The 19,276-nt window shown below is 43.1% G+C and carries 15 protein-coding genes; 2 read left to right on the top strand and 13 right to left on the bottom strand.

The window, feature by feature from the left end:
- Positions 1 to 414: 414 nt before the first annotated feature.
- Entirely contained in the window at positions 415 to 1,221 is an 807-nt protein-coding gene (locus tag BK139_RS13720) for a cupin domain-containing protein (RefSeq protein WP_076259672.1), read from the top strand.
- A 199-nt stretch (positions 1,222 to 1,420) separates the two neighbouring features.
- On the opposite strand, the gene BK139_RS13715 is transcribed toward BK139_RS13720, so the two are convergent.
- Entirely contained in the window at positions 1,421 to 1,864 is a 444-nt protein-coding gene (locus tag BK139_RS13715) for a CBO0543 family protein (RefSeq protein WP_286148811.1), read from the bottom strand.
- The gene (locus BK139_RS13710; RefSeq protein WP_076259667.1) at positions 1,797 to 2,879 is read right to left on the bottom strand and encodes a DUF2515 family protein; all 1,083 of its coding nucleotides are present in this window, start codon (positions 2,877 to 2,879) and stop codon (positions 1,797 to 1,799) included. The genes BK139_RS13715 and BK139_RS13710 overlap by 68 nt, the downstream gene beginning before the upstream one ends.
- Positions 2,880 to 2,987: 108 nt before the next feature.
- Between BK139_RS13710 and shc the strand changes: the two genes are divergently transcribed.
- On the top strand, positions 2,988 to 4,877 hold the full coding sequence (gene shc / locus BK139_RS13705) for a squalene--hopene cyclase (RefSeq protein WP_076259664.1): 1,890 nt from the start codon (positions 2,988 to 2,990) through the stop codon (positions 4,875 to 4,877).
- A 134-nt stretch (positions 4,878 to 5,011) separates the two neighbouring features.
- Here the strand turns inward: shc and BK139_RS13700 are convergent, their stop codons facing one another.
- From BK139_RS13700 to BK139_RS13645, 11 genes are all read right to left on the bottom strand, one after another.
- The gene (locus tag BK139_RS13700; RefSeq protein ID WP_076259661.1) at positions 5,012 to 6,556 is read right to left on the bottom strand and encodes a BCCT family transporter; all 1,545 of its coding nucleotides are present in this window, start codon (positions 6,554 to 6,556) and stop codon (positions 5,012 to 5,014) included.
- Positions 6,557 to 6,796: 240 nt separating this feature from the next.
- Positions 6,797 to 8,248, bottom strand: a complete 1,452-nt coding sequence (locus tag BK139_RS13695) for an aldehyde dehydrogenase family protein (RefSeq protein WP_076259658.1) — start codon at positions 8,246 to 8,248, stop codon at positions 6,797 to 6,799.
- 21 nt (positions 8,249 to 8,269) lie between these two features.
- The gene (locus BK139_RS13690; RefSeq protein WP_076259656.1) at positions 8,270 to 9,325 is read right to left on the bottom strand and encodes a homoserine dehydrogenase; all 1,056 of its coding nucleotides are present in this window, start codon (positions 9,323 to 9,325) and stop codon (positions 8,270 to 8,272) included.
- Positions 9,315 to 10,562: a M20 metallopeptidase family protein gene (locus BK139_RS13685; RefSeq protein ID WP_076259654.1), complete on the bottom strand. Its 1,248-nt coding sequence runs from the start codon at positions 10,560 to 10,562 to the stop codon at positions 9,315 to 9,317. Before BK139_RS13685 ends, BK139_RS13690 begins: the two co-directional genes overlap by 11 nt.
- 29 nt (positions 10,563 to 10,591) lie before the next feature.
- Positions 10,592 to 11,794 (bottom strand): cystathionine gamma-synthase family protein, encoded by a 1,203-nt coding sequence (locus BK139_RS13680; protein ID WP_076259652.1) that lies wholly within the window; start codon positions 11,792 to 11,794, stop codon positions 10,592 to 10,594.
- Between the two features lie 14 nt (positions 11,795 to 11,808).
- Positions 11,809 to 12,813 (bottom strand): cyclodeaminase, encoded by a 1,005-nt coding sequence (locus BK139_RS13675; protein ID WP_076259650.1) that lies wholly within the window; start codon positions 12,811 to 12,813, stop codon positions 11,809 to 11,811.
- A 16-nt stretch (positions 12,814 to 12,829) separates the two neighbouring features.
- Entirely contained in the window at positions 12,830 to 14,017 is a 1,188-nt protein-coding gene (locus BK139_RS13670; RefSeq protein ID WP_076259648.1) for a M24 family metallopeptidase, read from the bottom strand.
- A gap of 264 nt (positions 14,018 to 14,281) precedes the next feature.
- Positions 14,282 to 15,994, bottom strand: coding sequence for a PucR family transcriptional regulator (locus tag BK139_RS13665; RefSeq protein ID WP_076259646.1), 1,713 nt, complete (start codon positions 15,992 to 15,994; stop codon positions 14,282 to 14,284).
- 180 nt (positions 15,995 to 16,174) lie between these two features.
- A complete protein-coding gene (eutB, locus tag BK139_RS13660; RefSeq protein ID WP_076259644.1) occupies positions 16,175 to 17,194 on the bottom strand; it encodes a hydroxyectoine utilization dehydratase EutB in 1,020 nt (339 codons plus the stop codon).
- A gap of 772 nt (positions 17,195 to 17,966) precedes the next feature.
- A complete protein-coding gene (locus BK139_RS13650; protein WP_076259640.1) occupies positions 17,967 to 18,305 on the bottom strand; it encodes a hypothetical protein in 339 nt (112 codons plus the stop codon).
- A 347-nt stretch (positions 18,306 to 18,652) separates the two neighbouring features.
- Entirely contained in the window at positions 18,653 to 19,075 is a 423-nt protein-coding gene (locus tag BK139_RS13645) for a VOC family protein (protein ID WP_076259638.1), read from the bottom strand.
- Positions 19,076 to 19,276 lie beyond the last annotated feature (201 nt).

Genomic DNA, 19,276 nt, shown 5'->3' with positions numbered 1-19,276 from the left:
AAAATAGATTAAAAGCAACCGTAATCAGCCAGCCAAGGGCAAAAGTTAGCGAAATATATGTACCGACATAAAGCAAAATCTCTGTCATGGTTCCTCCCCCAATGATTGAATCTTTATTTTAGATGGGTTTATTCTCACTGCTTAGGATTTGAACAGTATTCATCTCCCTTCCTCTTAAAATAATGTCATTATATCAAGGGATTATTTAAAAAATGTCGAACAATGGGAGCTTTACCGATTTGTAAATAGAGTGTTAGCTTTCTTTAACAAAGGACATCTTTGTTTTATAAATGCAAAATAGGAAATGAATTTCCCACCAGCGAAATTGGCCATTTAAAATTAATAAGTACCTTCCTCTTATATGTACATAAGATAATTTATTGATAATAGATAAATATGAAGGGATTGAGGAAAATGTATTATACGCCATATACGCATCAAAATCCTTATTATGCAAATGTACCAGCGCATACTTACGGAAGTGCTGCTGGTTATTGGGCTTATCCTAATGAGTTGGCATTCAATTCTTATGGTGCATTTTATGGTGATAGCAGAGAAATCTTAAAAGATTATGGTTCTAACCCATTTGTTATCAATATCAATGAGGCCGCCAAACAAAACAGCACGTATCGTACTGCACTATGGACAGGAAATCATTTGCAGGTTACATTAATGAGTCTTAATGTTGGTGAAGATATCGGATTGGAAGTTCACCCTGATGTGGATCAATTCTTGCGTATTGAACAAGGCCAGGGAATTGTTCAAATGGGCAAAAGCAAAGATAATTTAAGTTTCCAATGGAGAGTCTTCGATGACTCTGCTATTATGATTCCGGCTGGAATGTGGCACAATGTCACAAACACAGGAAATGTTCCGTTGAAACTTTACTCCATATATGCCCCGCCAAACCATCCATTTGGTACCGTGCATAAAACGAAGGCTGATGCGATGACAATGGAAGAAGGTTCGGCTAATGGAAATGGGAAAACAGCAGCTTTCGGAAAGACTCCGGATGAATGGGTAAGACATACGGAGTTTTTGGTAAAAGAAGGCTTGGAGGACGTTAAAAGAGGAATTAATATGACACACATTCTTCAAGAGTTTATTCTAATGGGAGTTCTTGTAGGGAAGGGATATTCCCCTGAAAAGGCATATGAAACAGTAGAAGAATGGGAACGTACCGGAAAATCCAAACTTCTTCAGGAAAGCAAAAATATGTAGATAATTCAACATCAATAACTTTTGTTGAATAATGATATATTTTTTCCAGCTTGTATTTATAACTAGCCGATCATGACGTGACGAGTTTTTTTGTGTTTTTCAGGAAAATGACGTGTGCCAAACACACGTCATTCTTTATGCCCATTTTCAATAAATCAACCGAAAACGGAAGCCTTTACACTATTGAAATAGGCTTTTTTTAGCGATTTCCATTCATCCATCCATGAAATACAGCGATCAATCCAATAAATAAGCAGTAGCCTGTGAAGGTATAAAGATGATGCCAGTTTTCGGCATGAACAAACATACCTAAGCTCTCTGCGATTTTTTCTGCAGCTGCCATCGCTATACTGATGGCCAATACAAATATTCCCCGGAACCTGCCCTTTAAGCTTTCCATAATTTTTAGTAAAGGAATCATGAAAATAGGAAGGACGGCCAGGGTGAATAAAATATTGATCGTAAAGATGCCTGAGAATGGCCTTATTGGGAAAGAGTACATCCCCTTCCCGGTAAAATACAAATCTAAATATGTGCCTAATAGCGATGCCAGCAGCATAGCCGGTATATAGGCTTTAATTCCAGACGGCCTTTTTGGCAAGGGCTGCGAGCTCGAGCCTTTCAAGTGTTTGACAGTATGCATGCCTGATCTCTCCATTAATCATATCGTCTGACTCAAAAAAATACTCCAATACGTGATCACTTTTATACCAATCTCCTAATTCTGCTTCAGGCTGGCTTGCATTTTTCCAGGCGATTTCAAGGCTTGGGCTATAAATTCTTCTACCGCCCGGCCGGAGCTGACACGACTTTAGCTGAAATTGATATTGCTCACCAGGAAGCCCTTGGTGAACATCATTGAAAATATGCGGCCAATAATCCTTTCTTGAGCCGGTATGAGGATGTGCATTTGCCCATTCTTCGGTAAGGGCAAGCACCTCTTTGTCCTTAAACAGAACATCGTACAGCCTTTTCCCTAATGTGATCCGCTCGTGCAGCGATTCAAAATGATTCAATGTCTGGCCTTTCAGATGAAGAACACCCTTCTTTTCATAAGGAAAGAGGATGTGATTCAAAGACAGCAGCTCCTGCAGCTTAAATTCAAGCTTTTGAAAAACCTCGAGCTTATAATGCGGATTTTGAATCACCCTTTGTTCTAAATAGCTTTGTTCATTGATGATTAGGGCAATAGTGAGCAGATAGGGATCAGGCTTCCTCCAAAAACTGCTCCAGACTGTTTCCATAAAAACCGAGATATTAAGGAACGGGAAAAGGTAAAATAAGGGCTTGTTTCGCTTCAGGCTTTCTTTATATATCAAAAACTGCGGATACGCATCCTGAAAAATGAGCCAGTTCCCTCTTTCCAGAAAAGAAAAGAAGGATTGCTTTTCGCGATTTGATAGTAACCTGGACAGGAGCTCCCCTTTTAGGTCGGTCATATTCCAGCCGCCATTGCGGGAAACCATATGCCCCAAAAAGGCCCAATGGATATCGGGATGCTGCCGGTAGAAATCAAGATAGGCTTGTGTCCGGCTGACGTTATTTAGATTCCATTCAGTTGTCTCCCTTTTAACCTGGCTCAGAATCCTCTTTTCTTCATCTGAAAGGTTTATCTGCTTTTGAACTCTTTTCTTTAATTCTTCTTTTAACCAGTTCATTGGGTGTTTCTTTTGAAAAAAGATAAGCAGACCTCCTCCATGAATTCTCTCTCTGTGAAATGAATATGTATTTATTGGAGCAATTTAATTGGAGAGGAATGTGCATGAATGACCTATACCGCTGCTGGCATGAAACGTCTCATTGCCGCATTAAGAAAAAATCAGTCCCATGATGGTTCATGGAATTATCCTTTTGAAACCGGCATTTCAACAGACGCTTATATGATCATTTTATTAAGGACACTGGAGATACATGATGAAAAATTAATTAAGGGACTGGCCGCAAGAATCCTAAGCAAGCAGGAAGAAAATGGAGCCTGGAAGCTTTTCCGGGATGAACAGGATGGAAATGCAAATGCCACACTGGAGGCTTATTATGGACTTCTTTATTCGGGCTATATAGGGAAGGAAGACGCAAGGATGAAAGCTGCGAGAGAATTTATACAGGAGCATGGCGGAATGGAGAACGCAAATATATTTACCAAAATTATGCTAGCTTCTACGGGACAATATCCATGGCCTGAATCCTTTCCGATTCATGTTGAGATTATGCTTTTGCCCCTGTCCTTCCCTTTCAATTTTTATCAGTTTTCGGTGTATGGGCGTGTGAATCTGGCTCCGATTCTCATTCTTTCAGAAAAAAAGTTCAGCATCAAAACAGCAAACAGCCCTGACCTTTCTGACTTGCTATTAACAAGAGCCCGGTGGGAGGTCCAGCCGGGATACCGATCATTTTTATCAGACATCAAAGAAGGTGTTGAAGAGCTTTTGGGTCTGCCAGAACAGCTTCACTCATTGGCAATGGACCGGGCGAAGGATTATATGCTCGAACGGATTGAGCCGGATGGGACCTTCTATAGTTATTTCAGCTCAACCTTTTTAATGATTTTTGCGCTCCTGTCCCTTGGCTATTCCAAAGAAGAGCCCGTAATAAAGAATGCAGTTGAGGGGCTGAAATCGCTCCGGACTGATATAGACGGCCTCCCTCATATCCAATACGCAAACGCCAGTGTATGGAATACATCTCTCATAAATACAGCTCTCCAATTAGCCGGTGTTTCTCCCGATGACCCTGCAGTAAAGAAAGCAAACACCTATTTGCTGAAGCGTCAGCATGTGAAGTTTGGGGACTGGGCTATCCATAACCCCTATGGAAAGCCCGGAGGATGGGGATTTTCTGATGTCAACACCCTCAACCCGGATGTAGATGATACTACTGCTACATTGCGGGCCATCGCCAGAAGTGCCGGGGACCGTTCAGAATATCAGGATGCCGAGGACCGTTCAGAATATCAGGATGCCTGGGACCGCGGCCTTCAGTGGCTGGTCTCCATGCAGAATGACGATGGCGGCTGGCCTTCATTTGAAAGAAATACCGAAAATCCATGGCTCGCCTTCCTTCCGGTTGAAAAGGGTGAATATATGTTTGGAGACCCCACCTCAGCCGATCTGACCGGGAGAACACTTGAGTTTTTGGGAAACTATACGAATCTGCCAGCTGCAGACCCTTTGAATAAAAACGCGGTAAACTGGCTAGTGGATAATCAGGAACAAGACGGTTCCTGGTATGGAAGATGGGGTATTTGCTATATTTACGGGACCTGGGCATCCGTAACAGGGCTTGTTGCGGCAGGCCATGCAAACCATCCTTCTGTCAAGAAGGCTTGTGACTGGCTGAAGAAAATCCAAAACGAGGATGGCGGATGGGGAGAATCCTGCCTGAGCGACAGCCAAAAATCTTATGTTCCCTTGAAGGCAAGTACCCTTACAGACACGGCATGGGCGGTTGATGCTCTAATTGCAGCGGAAGACCAGCCAACTGAACAGATCCAAAAAGGAATTCAATACCTGCTGAACTCAATTGACAAAGAGGATTGGACGACTGATTATCCAAAAGGGCAGGCCATGGCGGGGAGCTTTTATATTCATTACCATAGCTATCGGTATATCTTTCCGCTTATGGCTTTGGCTCATTATCGCGGGAAGTTTGGCCAGTAATATACTGCCGAGGCAGAAATCATCCTGCCATCTGCAGAGAATCCTTACACAATAAAAACGCTATCCTTATCGAAAGAATAGCGTTTTTACTGTTAATAGTGCTAGGATTGTTCACCGTATAATCTTTTGAATTATTACTGCGCTTTCTTCAAGGGAACAGACTCGGTTTGTCCTTTTGCTTCTTTTCTCTCCCTGGACAATGATTTATAGAGCGAGATGCTAATAATGCCCAATATGATGGTAAAAGGGAGAGCAGAAACCAAGGACGCGGTTTGCAGTCCTTTTAATCCGCTGCTGGCAATTAACACGGCAGTAATCCCTGCCATTAATACTCCCCAGATCACTTTTACCATATTGGAAGGATTTAAATCGCCATCAGATGTCATCATGCCCAGAACGAAAACAGCTGAATCCGCCGAAGTGACAAGGAATATGACGATTAGGACAAGCATGATTACTGATAACAATGTGTATAATGGAAACTCCTTTAACAGAACGAAAATGGCGGTTGTCACATCCTGCGAAACCGCTTCGGAAATGGCGGTACCCTGGAATAAATCCATGTATAATCCTATTCCCCCGAAAATGGCCATCCATACAAACCCAATGGCTGGAGGGACAATCATTACACCTATAATAAATTCCCTGATCGTTCTCCCCTTTGATATCCGTGCAACAAAGGAACCGACGAAAGGAGACCAGGCAATCACCCATGCCCAATAAAAAACTGTCCAATCCTGAACCCACGCTTCACCTGTGTATGGGGTCAAATAGAAGCTCATTTCCATAAAATGCTGGATATAATCCCCAATGGCAAGAACGAAGCTTTCGAATATAAAGACGGTGGGGCCACTGATCAGGAAGATCACCATTAAAGCAAGAACCAAAATCATGTTTGTATTACTCAAAATCTTAATCCCTTTATCAATACCGGTCGTTGCTGAAACAAGATAAAGGACAAGCATGATGCCAACAATGCCGATTTGCATCCAAGGATTGTTGGGTACTGAGAAGACATAGTTCAAGCCGCCATTAATTTGCAATACACCCATTCCCAGCGAGGTGGCAATTCCCGTTACTGTAGCAATGACCGCCAGTATATTAACTGCTGACTTTAGCCTTTTTCTTTTTTCGGGGTGCTTTGCGCTTAATACTTCACCTACAAGAGCCTTCCTTTTATGACGGTATTGATAATAAGCAAGAGCCAGTCCGACAATGGCAAAGACTGACCATTGATGAATGCCCCAGTTAAAAAACGAATATCGCATGGCTACCCGTGCGGCTTCTGCTGATTGCGGCTCTACACCAGGAAGCGGTGGAGAAGTAAAGTGAGACAGCGGTTCTGCTACACCCCAGAAGACAATTCCTACCCCAAAACCCGCGCTGAACAGCATACTGATCCAGGCAAATAAGGAATACTCGGCTTTTTCTCCATCCGGCCCGAGCTTTATGTTTCCATATTTACTAAAAGCAAGGTATAAACAAAAGAATACAAAAAGAGCTACACTGACTAAATAAAGCCATCCAAATGATTTACTGGTAAAGTTAAAAACAATTGAGGCATTTCTGGCAAGACTATCAGGTGAAAAGGCTCCCCAAATGGTAAAAAGTCCAACAATTATGGCTGAGATCTTAAAGACTGGATTGTTATATGAAGCTCGGTTCCCGTTTTTCTTCAAAATAAAATCCTCCTTATTAGTCTTTTGTTCGGCTATCGTACTTGTTTGCCTTCCGGAAAACTGTAATTCAAATTTGATAGGATTATAAAGCCTGTCTGCATTTCAAAGGTTTATAAAGGTTGTTGAATGACATAAATTATAACTTCAGCTATTTAAAAGGAAAGGAAGACCCTCCGAAGCCGGATCGTTCTTCCTCACACGATATTCAGGCAGCTTGTCGGCTGTCTGATAGTATTAAATTTATAGACTGCTATAGTTCGCTAATTTAAAGCAGACTACTTTCGGTTCCGTCATCTCCTGGATGGAGAATTTGATGCCTTCCCTGCCTAATCCTGAATTTTTCACGCCGCCAAATGGCATGGCATCAATCCGGTAGTCACTGCTGTCATTTATCATAATTCCGCCTACATCCAATTTGTCGATTGCTTTATGGGCTTTTTCGATATCCTTAGTAAATATTCCGGCCTGCAAGCCATAATTTATGTCATTCGATTTACTGATTGCTTCGTCAAGACAAGATACTTTGTACAAGAGTACAACCGGACCAAAAATTTCTTCTCTCGCAATGGTACAGTCCTCCGGGACATTTTCGAGAACGGTAGGTGAGTAAAATGCCCCATTCCTCTTCCCGCCTGTTAACACGGCTGCTCCTTTTTGTTTCGCTTCATTAACCATCTTTTCAACCCGGACAGCCTCTTTTTCCGTAATAAGCGGCCCCATATCCGTCAGTTCTGATTGCTTATCCCCTACGCAGTATTGATTTGTCCTGGCAACGAAAGCCTGTTGAAATGCCTCATAAACAGAATTCTGGATGTACACTCTTTGAACACCGAGGCAATTTTGCCCTGCTGCCCAAAATGCCCCTGAAACCGTTGATTCAACAGCCTCATCCAAATCAGCATCCTCTAGCACAATGACAGGAGAGTTGGACCCCAGCTCCATACTTATCTTTTTCAATCCTGCTTTCCGGGTAATTTGTTCCCCGGCGTCCAGGCCTCCAGTAAAGGAAATCATTCGCACAGCAGGATGGGTGACAAGAACATCCCCAATTTCGCTTCCATACCCAGTGATGACAGATAACACTTTAGGCGGCAATCCGGCTTGTTCAAAGGCTTCGGCGATTAAAAGGGCGCTGAGAGGAGTCACTGTTGCAGGTTTCACGATAATGGCATTGCCGGAAGCGATGGCGGGACCCACCTTATGCGCTACAAGATTTAATGGATCGTTAAAGGGTGTAATGGCGCCAATAATTCCAATAGGGAAACGGCGGTAGTATCCCAGGCGGTTTTCACTCCCGGGCATCTGGTCAAATGGTATGGTTTCTCCATGAATCCTTCTTGCTTCTTCTGCACTGATCCGGAAGGTCTGTATGGCTCTTTCCACTTCTTTAGAGGCTTCCCGAATGGTTTTGCTTCCTTCCCTTGCGATCGTATTGGCATATTTAACTTTATTGGCTTCAATATAGTCTGCAGCCCGATTAATAATCGCCATTCGCTGATGGACAGGAAGGGAAGCAGCAATTTTCGCCCCCTCTTTCGCTTCTTCAATACAATTCAGCATATCTTCCTTCGAAGCTGCTGGTACAGTATCAATCATGCTGTTATCCTGCGGATCGCGAACTTCAATTAATCTTTCTCCTGCCGCCCATTCGCCTGCGAGAAACATTCTTTGTCCGGTTAGTTGAGTGGTCATGCTAATTACCGCCTTTCCGTTTTAGATTGAAACAAGCTGCCTTTGTCGATTAATGGAAATTAAGTCAATCAAAAGGGAGAATCCTGTCTCTATTTTCCCTGCTCCTGCACCGCTTAATGTGACTGTGCCCAAAAGATCGCATTGATACGTAATGGCATTGACAGCGCCTCTAATGGAAGACAAAGGATCTTCAGCATCCAATTTTTCAGGAGTTATCGAGGCAATGACCCTGCCGTTTTCCTTTTTGGCTTTTGCAATCAGCTTCCAGGTCTTCCCTTCCGCCTTAGCCTTTTCAATATCATTCAGCGTGATGCCTGTAATGCCCTTGCATTCCACTTGCTCGACTGATAAAGGAGCATTCATGACATGGTTTGCGAGAATGACAATTTTATATCTTGCATCATAGCCTTCTACATCGCTGGCAGGATCCGCTTCTGCATAGCCGAGTTTTTGCGCCTCTTTTAGAGCCGCTTCATAAGAAACACCCTCCTGTTCCATTTTGGTCAGAATATAGTTGGTTGTTCCATTCAATATGCCGCGGATTTCCGTAATGTCATTACCGGCCAAGGCAGCGGCCGGCATCCGTAATGCTGGTGTGCCGCTCATGACGGTTCCCTCAAATCCCCAGTAGACACCATGCTTTTTGGCCATTTCAGATAGCTCACGGTAAGCGAGTGCAACAGGGCCTTTATTGGTCATCACCACATTTTTTCCTTTTTCAAATGCAGCCTTACAGTGGTCTATGGCGGGCTGACCGGTTTTGACATCTGTATACGAAACCTCGATAACCGTATCTGCATTGGTGTCCCTGATTGTTCTGATACTGTCCCATCCCCTGATTAGCCCCGGGATTTCCGGATAATTCTCCAAGCTCCCTGTTTCCTGCAATACTTGCAAAACTTTAACGATATCCAGTCCGCCCGGATGGTAGATTGCCCCTTTCTTCAAATCGGAAATGGCAACAATTTCTGCTTCGAATCCTTCGTTCTGTTTCAGCGCCTGTTTCTTATCACGCAGAATTTCCGCCAATCCCTGGCCAACAACCCCAAATCCTATAAACGCCAATTTATGTGCCAAGCATTTCCACCTCCATATTTCGGTCTATTTGTACTTTCTGTTTCTTTTTTAAAAATGTGCCCGCCGTTTGTGCCAAAATGGCTGTTCCGATCGGCAGACAGGCTTCATCCAAATCAAAAATCGGGGTATGCAGATCACGCTGTCCCCCCTCCATTGGTGCACATCCAAGGAAAAACATGGATCCCGGTATTTTTTCAGTGACATAGCCGAAGTCTTCTCCGCCAAGGCCAAATGGGCGCCTGATGATCCCCATGCCTGGATATGTCTGTGCAATGGCGTCCGTAATCCATTCATTGACGGCAGGTTGATTTTTTAAAGCCGGCTCCCCTCTTTGGATACTCAATGAAAAGGACCCGCCCAAATGCTCAACAATAGAAAGCGCTTTCTTTAATTCCGATGCCAAAAAATCACGGATTTCCGGTGTATAGCTTCGAATGGTACCCTGAATTACTGCCTCAGTCGGAATGATGTTGCTTGCTGTGCCTGCATGGATTTGCCCAATGCTGATAACGGCAGCATCCAGCGCGGAAACCCTCCTGGCTGTAATTCCATACAGTGCCTGCATGACGGGGCCAAGCATCCAAATAGGATCAGTGCCAAGCTCCGGATAAGCTCCGTGTCCGCCTGAGCCATGTATTTTCACTTCAAAAACATCTACATTAGCCATACTGTAGCCATCGCTGATTTGCACTTTCCCTACCGGAAGCCATGGACAGACATGAAGTGCAAGGGCAGCTTCGGCCTGGTCATAACCCCCTGCACGGACCATGTACGGTGAACCTGAAAGTCCGTTAGTGTCGGTACTCTCCTCTGCCGGCTGGAAAATAAATTTAACCGTCCCTTTCAATTCGCCCTTTTTAAATTGGTCCGAGAGGAGGGAAGCCGCCCCCAGGAGAATGGAGGTGTGTGCATCATGGCCGCAAGCATGCATCACACCTTCAGTTCTGGACGAATAGACTGTTCGATTTTCCTCCGTAATCGGCAAGGCATCCATATCAGCCCTCAGTGCAATGACTGGTCCATCCCCAGAGGTCAAAGTGCCTAATACTCCTGTTTCAAGACCCACTCCTGTTTCTACTTCGATACCGTCTATTTCCTTTAACACATCCGCAACAAAACGGGAGGTCCCGAACTCCTGAAAGCTAAGCTCGGGATGCTCATGAAGATGACGGCGCCATTCAACCAGACGGCCAGCCAACTTATTCGCTTGCTCAACGATAGGATGATTATTTGACATCATCTCTCACCTCGATCGGAACTAGTAATCTACTTTACTTGCAAAACACTTTCTGCATGGCTAAATGCCTGTTCAAAATCTGCAATGAGGTCCTCAATTTCTTCAATCCCGCAGGAGACACGGATTAACCCTTCCGGAATGCCAACTGCTGCACGCTCCTCAGGCGTACACTCGACATGGCTTGTTGTTCGGGCCGGCCCTACTGTTGTTTCGACAGCGCCGAGATTTGCAGCACGGTTGGCAAATTGTAATTTTGGCAGCAAGTCACGGACAGTATCCACTCCGCCTTTGACAGCAAAGCTGAGCATCCCACCAAAATCCTTCATCTGCCTTTTGGCAATATGATGGTTTGGATGTGTTTCAAGCCCTGGATAATAAACTGATTCCACCATATCCTTTGTCTGCAGGTATTTGGCAAGCGCCATGGCATTTTTACATTGCTGGCGGACACGAAGGTGAAGCGTTTTCATTCCGCGGATCATCAGATAAGCTGCCATCGGATCCATTGTGGCTCCGTTGATTTCACGATAATGATAGATTTTTTCCACAAGATCGTGCGGACCGCAAACGACTCCGCCGAGCGCATCCGCATGCCCGCCGAGGAATTTCGTAGCACTATGGATAACCAGATCCACACCAAGTTTAATAGGGTTCTGATTCATTGGCGTTGCAAACGTATTATCGACAATGACAATCGCCCCGGCATCGTGTCCTGCTTTTGCCATGCGTTCGATATCAGTGATCTTGACAGTTGGATTGGTCGGTGTTTCGAGGTAAAGGATTTTACACCCTTTTGCGACCTCTGCTTCTATTTGCTCGTGATTCCCCGTTTCACAAAGAGCCACATCTATTTGCTGGCGCGGCAGGAATTCCGTGAAAATCTTGTTCGTTCCGCCATACGTATCCTTCATGGATACAATGCGGTCTCCAGGAACCAGGAAGGTCGCTAATGTATTGCTGATTGCAGCCATGCCAGTTGAGAAGCTTGTTGCTGATTCGGCGCCTTCGAGGATTTTCACTTTATCTTCAAATGACTGAACAGTCGGGTTTGTATTTCTTCCGTAAATATGACCCTTCTTCTTTCCAATCGCTACATCATACCACTCATCCATATCATCATAGCCATATGCCACACTGAGTACGACCGGCACCTGGGTCGCTCCATGCACCAAATAATCCTTTTCCCCAGCCCATACCGCTTTTGTACCTGCCTGAACATTTTCTTTTACCATACGATCACTCCTTCTCAGTTTTTTATTGCCAGTTTTTCGTTCTCAACTTTCAACCCAATTTCCCGCCTGGCCAATTCACTGTATGCAAACAGGGCGATGGCAGTATCCTGGACTCCTGTTCCAGTTAAATCACAAACCGTAATTTCCTCGTCATTTATCCGGCCGCTTAGCTTTCCAGATGTTAATTGACCCAATTCAATAACCTGCGATTCATTCGTTACTACTCCCTGGTCAAGTGCGTGATGCAATTCTCCAAGTCTGGCACACTGTGCTTTTGTATCGCATACCAGCTTATCCGCCCGGGCAAGGACTTCTGCCTCTAGCTCCTGCTTATGCTCAGCATCAGATCCCATAGCCGTAATATGAAGGCCGGGATGAAGCCATTCCGCTTTGATCACCGGTTCTTTTGCGGGAGTAGTCGTAATGACGGTATCACTATTACGGACTAAAACTTCAGCACTCTCAGCCACTTGGACCTCAACCCCTAATTCGGCCGACATATCCAAGGCATACTTTCTCGACCGATCCTCTGACCTGGAATAGACCAGGATTTTTTTAAAGTCCCGTACGAGTTTCAGCGCCCTTGCCTGGTACCTCGCCTGGCTTCCAGCTCCTATCACGCCTACTGTTTCAATGTTTTTTCTGGAAAGGCAGTTTGCAGCAATCGCTCCCGCTGCGGCTGTCCGCACCTCGGTCAAATAGCCGTTATCCAGCAGGATGGCCTGCGGGAGGCCTGTTTGGGTGCTGATTAATAGCATCAGGCCATTTCCGCTTGGAAGCCCCAGCTTATAATTATTGAAAAATCCGGAAGATACTTTGATCGCAAACATGTCTTCCCCTTTTACATAAGCGGTTTTGACATCCACTTCCCCATTTTGGTCGTGCAGGTCCACGCGCATAATCGGCGGCATGACGGCTTCATCTTCTGCAAGCTTCGTAAATCCTGCTTCCACAATTGCAATCGCTTCTTTGTTCAGCTGCACATACTGCTTAAGTTCCTGTTCTGTAAAAATTAGCATCTCTCTGCTTCACCTCCTAGATTTTTGAAAGTGATGCTTCTTTTATATATAAGTGCCTAGGGAGTTCTGCAAATGTTTCGCATCCATTCTCGGTTACCCTGAATGATTCACTTGCTTCGAAACCGTATTGATCAAGCCAGATACCAGGGATCAAATGGAATGTCATATTGGGCTGAAGGATGGTTTTATCTCCTTTGCGGATGCTCGCCGTATGCTCACCCCAATCTGGCGGATAGTTCAGACCCATGGAATATCCAAGACGCGATTCCTTTATAATTCCGCTCTTTTCAATCGATTTTTTCCATGCTTCCTCAATTTCTTCACAGGCAATCCCGGGCTTAATCATGTCCAGACAAGCGTTCAGTCCCTCGACAACCACTTCCGAAAGTGACATGATTTTTTCGGAGGGCTGGCCGATATGGACCGTTCTGGCAAGAGGAGAATGGTAACGCTTATAGCATCCGGCCAATTCCAGGATCACAAGCTCGCCTGATTTATAACGCTGGTCCGTCCAGGTTAAGTGCGGAGTTGAAGTTCTTTCCCCGGATGGAAGAAGAGGCATGATTGCCGGGTAGTCCCCTCCGAATTCTTCCGTGCCTGTTATTTGTGTATGAAAGATTTTCGCTGCCACATCACATTCCCGTACACCTTCATTCACCAGCTCAATTCCTGCTGCCATTGTTTTCTCCACAATTTTGGCTGCTTTCTTCATATACTCGATTTCTGTATCGGACTTTATAATACGGACCCAGTTTACCAGCAGGGATGCATCCCGGAAACTTGCATTTGGAAGTCCCTTCTTCAGCTGCTCATAGCACTTTGCCGTGAAATAATAATTATCCATCTCAACACCAATGAAACGATTCTGCTGTCCGATTTGCTTTAAAATTTCTGCCACAAAATCCATTGGATGTTTGGTTTCAGATTGTACATAATCGTCAGGGTAGGGAATAATATTTTCATGATATAGCCATGTCGTGACCTTGGCTCCATTTGCATCCTGCCCGCGACCGATCCAGATCGGCTGTTCCTCATCAATGATGATGACAAGCATTTGATGCACGTAGAAGGACCATCCGTCATAACCCGATAGATAATTCATATTAGCGGGATCGGTAATAAGCAATACTTCAATCCCTTCTGCTGCCATTCTTTCTTTTGTTTTCAAGATTCTCATTTTAAACTCTGCTGTTCCAAATGACATGGTGGCTCTCCCTCCTGCAAAACCGGATATTTTATTAAGTTTGTAGGTTTATTATAGTGTCAGGATAAAAAAACTATCATCTGCAAAGTTGTATGAAAATTCAAATTTTATTTTAGTCAAACTATCGAAAGGTTTTAAATTTTTAAAATATTTATAAGTAAATTTTCCTGCAAAAAGATTAATAGACAAGTTGGGTGATTGGTTGGAAGCAAAAAAAATGCGGAAAAAAACCGCAAAGGATTTTTCCGCATTTTTTTAATATTATTAAGGTTGACCTGCCATTACGGCATGTTCTCCTATTTTCCAAATCTTTATGCTCAGATCCAAAAGAAATAAATCATCCGGATCAATAAGGGACAAGCCAGTCAAGGATTCAATCTTCCTTAGCCGGTACAGCAGGGACTGCCGGTGGAGATTTAGTGATCTCGCTGTCTGACTTACATTCCCATGACATTGATTATAAGCGATGAAAGTTCCAATCAAATCCATGTGCCGCTGCTCATCATATTGTACAAGAGGCTCAATAGTTGACATAATAATATCTTCCATCTCTTTATTGCCAGCCAAATTTAACAGCACCCTGTCCACTCTAGTTTGCTCATACATCATCCGCTGCCCGAAACCCTTTTTCCGCCTGCCAATGCTTAAAGCAGTGCCAGCATGACGGAAGCTTTCACCAAATCCTGAAATGCCTTCAAACGCATTGCCTATGCCCCATGATATGACAACTTCAGGAAGCAAATTTCCCAGGCGCCGTTCGACAAGGTCAAGGAAATTTGTAGCGTTTTCATTTCCCTTCACCCCTGATGTTTCCAGGAAAATGACAAGCTGTTCACCCTGATAGGTCATCAGTATATCCTTTTTAAGAGACTGGGCGGCATAGTAGACTTCTTCTTCAATATATTGAATCATGCTTTCAAGCCAATGTTCGTAGGAATCGTAGTCCTGCTTGCGCTTTTGGAATAAAATTTTCATATTTTCCGGATACCCGACAATACACACATATGGGAGTTTAAGATTATATCCAAGCAATTTTGCCCTTGTATCGGCTTGTTCAAGTGATAGGAATTCGCCCTTAGAAAGCTCATGGACAAAATCGCTGCGAAGGCGCATTTTTGTCTCTTCAATGGCATTTCTCCTTGAAAGCCAAAGAGCAATCGTAGTTGCAGCGTGCTCTAACACGTTAACCCGAAAGAGAGTGAGAAAGGATTCGATTGATTCGGAACTGGGAACCAATACAAAAATATAGCCTTGTGGATTGTCGGCTACCTGGAGCACCGGAATTTGAAAAACAATCCGGTTTTCTATTTTAATCATTTGGAACTTCTGAAACATAGGATCTCCTTTTAATAGAGTGTTTTCTGTCCTTGATGGAAGAATTCCTTGCAGGACATATTTTTTCCACTCCTTTATAAAGGATTGTGTATGGATGCTTTTTTCATGAAGGGTGCCTGATCGGTCTGTAATGACGAGCGGATGCCCGATATGTTTTTCAACGAATTTTGAGATACCCCTCAGATCGGTGTCTTTTAGAATGAGATTAAGAAGTTCCTGCTGAACCTTTTCTGATTTTTGACGCTCTTTATATTCGATGTCATTTATCTCTTTCATTACCAATTCAATAATACTGGAAAAACGGATTTCCCATGGAAGTTCAATAATAATAAAATTATTCATTTCAGCCAGTTCTATGACCTCAGTCGGAATATCAAAAATGTATCTTCCCAAAGCAACCATCAGGGCCGAAGCGTCAGAGTCGATCACATCCTGAACAAACCTTTTGAAAGTTTCAGGATCCTGCCCGCAGCCTATCCCTGTCGTTAATACCGCTTCATTTTTTCGGACAAAGTTTTCCACTGGCATTTCTATGGCCGAAATCCATTGGATATGCCGTTTTTCAGCATATTCCTTTCCGGTAACAATCTTGGCACTATTGAGAATCTTGTATTTTAGGACATCTTTAACTGTTAATCTCATGTTGGCTCCCCTCTGAACACCTTAAGATTAAAAAATAGAAGACTTTTATTATAGGAAACCATATTCAGATAGGAACGTCTACTATAAATTTCCCGCAATGCCAGCTTATATTTTATTAATATAATAAATTCAGTATTTTTCCATATGTCCGGTTATAGCCATAGCCTTCATTTCAGCCACTTATTTACTCACACCATTACAGATGGCATAATCCTGAATGATCCGATGTATGACAGAAAGATCCACATTATGTCCGCTGATGATTACAGCAACATCCCCCTCCTGCCGGGGAATCTTACCCCCTAAAACCGCTGCAACTCCAGTAGCTGCTGCTCCCTCCATAATCATTCTGTGCTTATCCATCATAAAAGCCATGCTGTTTGCAATCTCCTCTTCGGGAATCAAATAAGCGTTATCCATGTATTCCTGAACCATACGAAGTGTGTAGCAGTTATCCAGACCGATTCCTCCCAGCAAGCTGTCAGCCAGAGTCTCACTCTCTTCAAGCACTACCGGTTTCCCTGCCTTTAAACTCTCATACATTACAGCGGATTTTTCCATACATACACCTGAAACCTTTATCCCTCTGTCATTTGATTTAAGTGCGAGCCCAACCCCTGAAAGAAGCCCGCCGCCTGAAAGAGGGACAATTACATCTGATACATTCGGAAGTTCCTCCAAAATTTCCAAACCAATTGTTCCCTGACCTGCAATCACATGAGGATCATCGAACGGCTGAATCACAGTCAGCCCTTCCGTCCTCTCCAGATCATAGCATCGCTCCCCGGCGGCATCCTGGCTGTCACCGTAAATTTCTATTTTAGTTCCCAGCCTTTTTAAAGAATCTACCTTAGCTTTTGGGACACGGTTGGATATGCAAACAACTGCCTCGATTCCAAGCTTTTTCGCCACATAGGCAACAGCCATGCCATGGTTCCCTGTAGAATAGGTGGCAACTCCCCGTTCTCTCGCTTCAGGACTTAAACTCAAAATTTTATTCGCTGCCCCTCTGACTTTAAAGGCGCCGATTTCATGAACATTCTCCAGTTTCAAAAAAACCCTCCGTCCCAATTTCTCAGACAGGATAGCCGATTGAATCAATGGAGTCTTATCTACAAGGGAAGAAATTCGTTTCTTTGCTTCCCAAATATCGCGGATGGAAATATCTATTCTTTCCTTTACAGATCTTGAATGCATCATGTTCTCCTCCCAAAAAGAATTTCCTTGCCCTAATAATAGTTCGATATTTCAGAAAATTCAATTGTCAAAAGTGCTAATAAAAGGGGAGATGTTTTCATACAACTTTTTTAAATACTTTGGATGGTACACTTATCAATTATGCCTTACATGACATATAAAAGGTAAAAAACTCGCCCTAAATGACGAGTTTTCACTATTCTTTATTTTTATGAGATGGATTTTTTAACCGCCATGAGTTAATTCTATCTAAAAATAAATTCTCTCCGTTATACAAAATCACCTGTTTTTCAGTGGAAGAACAGTCCAAGTGGCATTGAAATTGACAACTATTCCGGCACAATTCTTATTAAAATATAATGTCAATTGCAATGACAAAAACGATAAAAGGCTAAGGCCTTCATAAACAAGAAAAATGACGTGTGCCAATTCACACGTCAAGCACCCGAAAACAGAAATTCAATCAGATTCATCTTCTAATCTAGCTAATCAAATTCCCCCTCAGCCATGGACGGGCACGGTAAAAGCCAATCGGGATTTGGATAAAGCTGGTTTTTCCCTGTGATTCGAACTGCTGTCCTTTTTCCGCGGGGCGATATGCCGCAGGAACGCTTAAGCACCTCCAGAATCGATTTACCGACGTTTCAGCAGAAATATCAGCCGCAAAAAAGCTCGGATCCATAATGCTTTGAGCTTTTTTTATAGCACCACTTTGTTGAAGATTAGCACCCGTTCGTTGAACAAGATGGAAACCGAGATTGATAAGCAAACTAAACTAATCTCCAATAGCGTATATATGTTTCTTTTGTTTTATCGCATCTTCGCATAGTTCCTTTAATTCTTGTGCAAAATTCCTTATTTCACATTGTTTTTCTCCAGCTAAATTGTATTTATTAATTAAAGCTTCGCAAACTACTAATAAATCTGGAATCTTATCTCTATATATTATTGTTTGACGGTAAGGGTCAAGTTTCAAAAGAAGATTAAAGTCATTACCAGAACCCTTTTCAATATTTATTAAGTAAGCGTGTGTTCTTTCGTTAAAATGAACAAATTTTTCTGCCTTTGATGCTTCTTTATCGGTTACTCCAATTACAAAATCTATTCCACACATTGCTATCACATCCCTAAAACCTAATAACAGTAATTAAAATAATTTTAACCATCCTTATTCTGCTAACCTGCTTGTTAGTTGAATAAGCTCTCCTATGATTTTAACATAAATATCCAAAAAACATCTTCTGTTACCCTGCTAAAAGGGGTGCAAATTCGAGTGCTATAACACCCCTAAATTTATGTAAAAGCTTATATATCAAGAAAAATATGCAGCCCGATTCAGCTGCGAATTAGGCTGCTAATTTGTGTGTGAATAAAGATTTTGTACTCGAAAACCGAACCCGTTAATTATATACCTAGCGATTTTATGTCAGCTTTTTGTTGAAAATGCAGTTACATAAAACCCTATTCAGTAATTTCCCAAGCTGGATTCCAAACTACTTCCCACAAATGTCCGTCAGGGTCCTGGAAGTTTCCAGAGTACCCTCCCCAAAAGGTATCGTGTGCTGGAACTGTTATAACTGCACCAGCTTTATCTGCCTGTTCCATTATTTTATCGACCTCTTCCTTACTCCCTACGTTATGACCAAGGGTAAATTCAGTAGGGCTTTTGGGTGTTTGATTTAAGTTTGTATCATGAGCAATATCCTTACGATTCCATATGGCAAGTTTTACTCCATATTGTAAATCAAAAAACGCAACAGCCCCATGCTCAAATTCTTGACCTACTATTCCTTCTGTTGATAGTCCCAGTCCATCCTGATAAAACTTCAATGACCTTTTCAAATCATCTACACCCAATGTAATAACTGAAATTCGCGGTTTCATTTAATGCCTCCTAAAAAATGTTCTCTGTTCATTTTAAAATACGGGGGCTAACAAATCGAATATTTATTGAACCAACATCGGGTATTTCTTCCAAAGTGAATAACCCTGTACCCGTTCACCGATATATCAGGCTGACAGTATCCTTGTCAAATTTCAGGAATTTACAGCCCTCCCCTGGAAATACTAAACAGGTAACGGCAT

The organism is Paenibacillus sp. FSL R5-0490 (assembly GCF_001956215.1).
GTDB lineage: Bacteria > Bacillota > Bacilli > Bacillales > Cytobacillaceae > Cytobacillus.
Note: the sequence above shows the minus strand (reverse complement) of the source record. Positions and strands in the feature narration are given on the sequence as shown.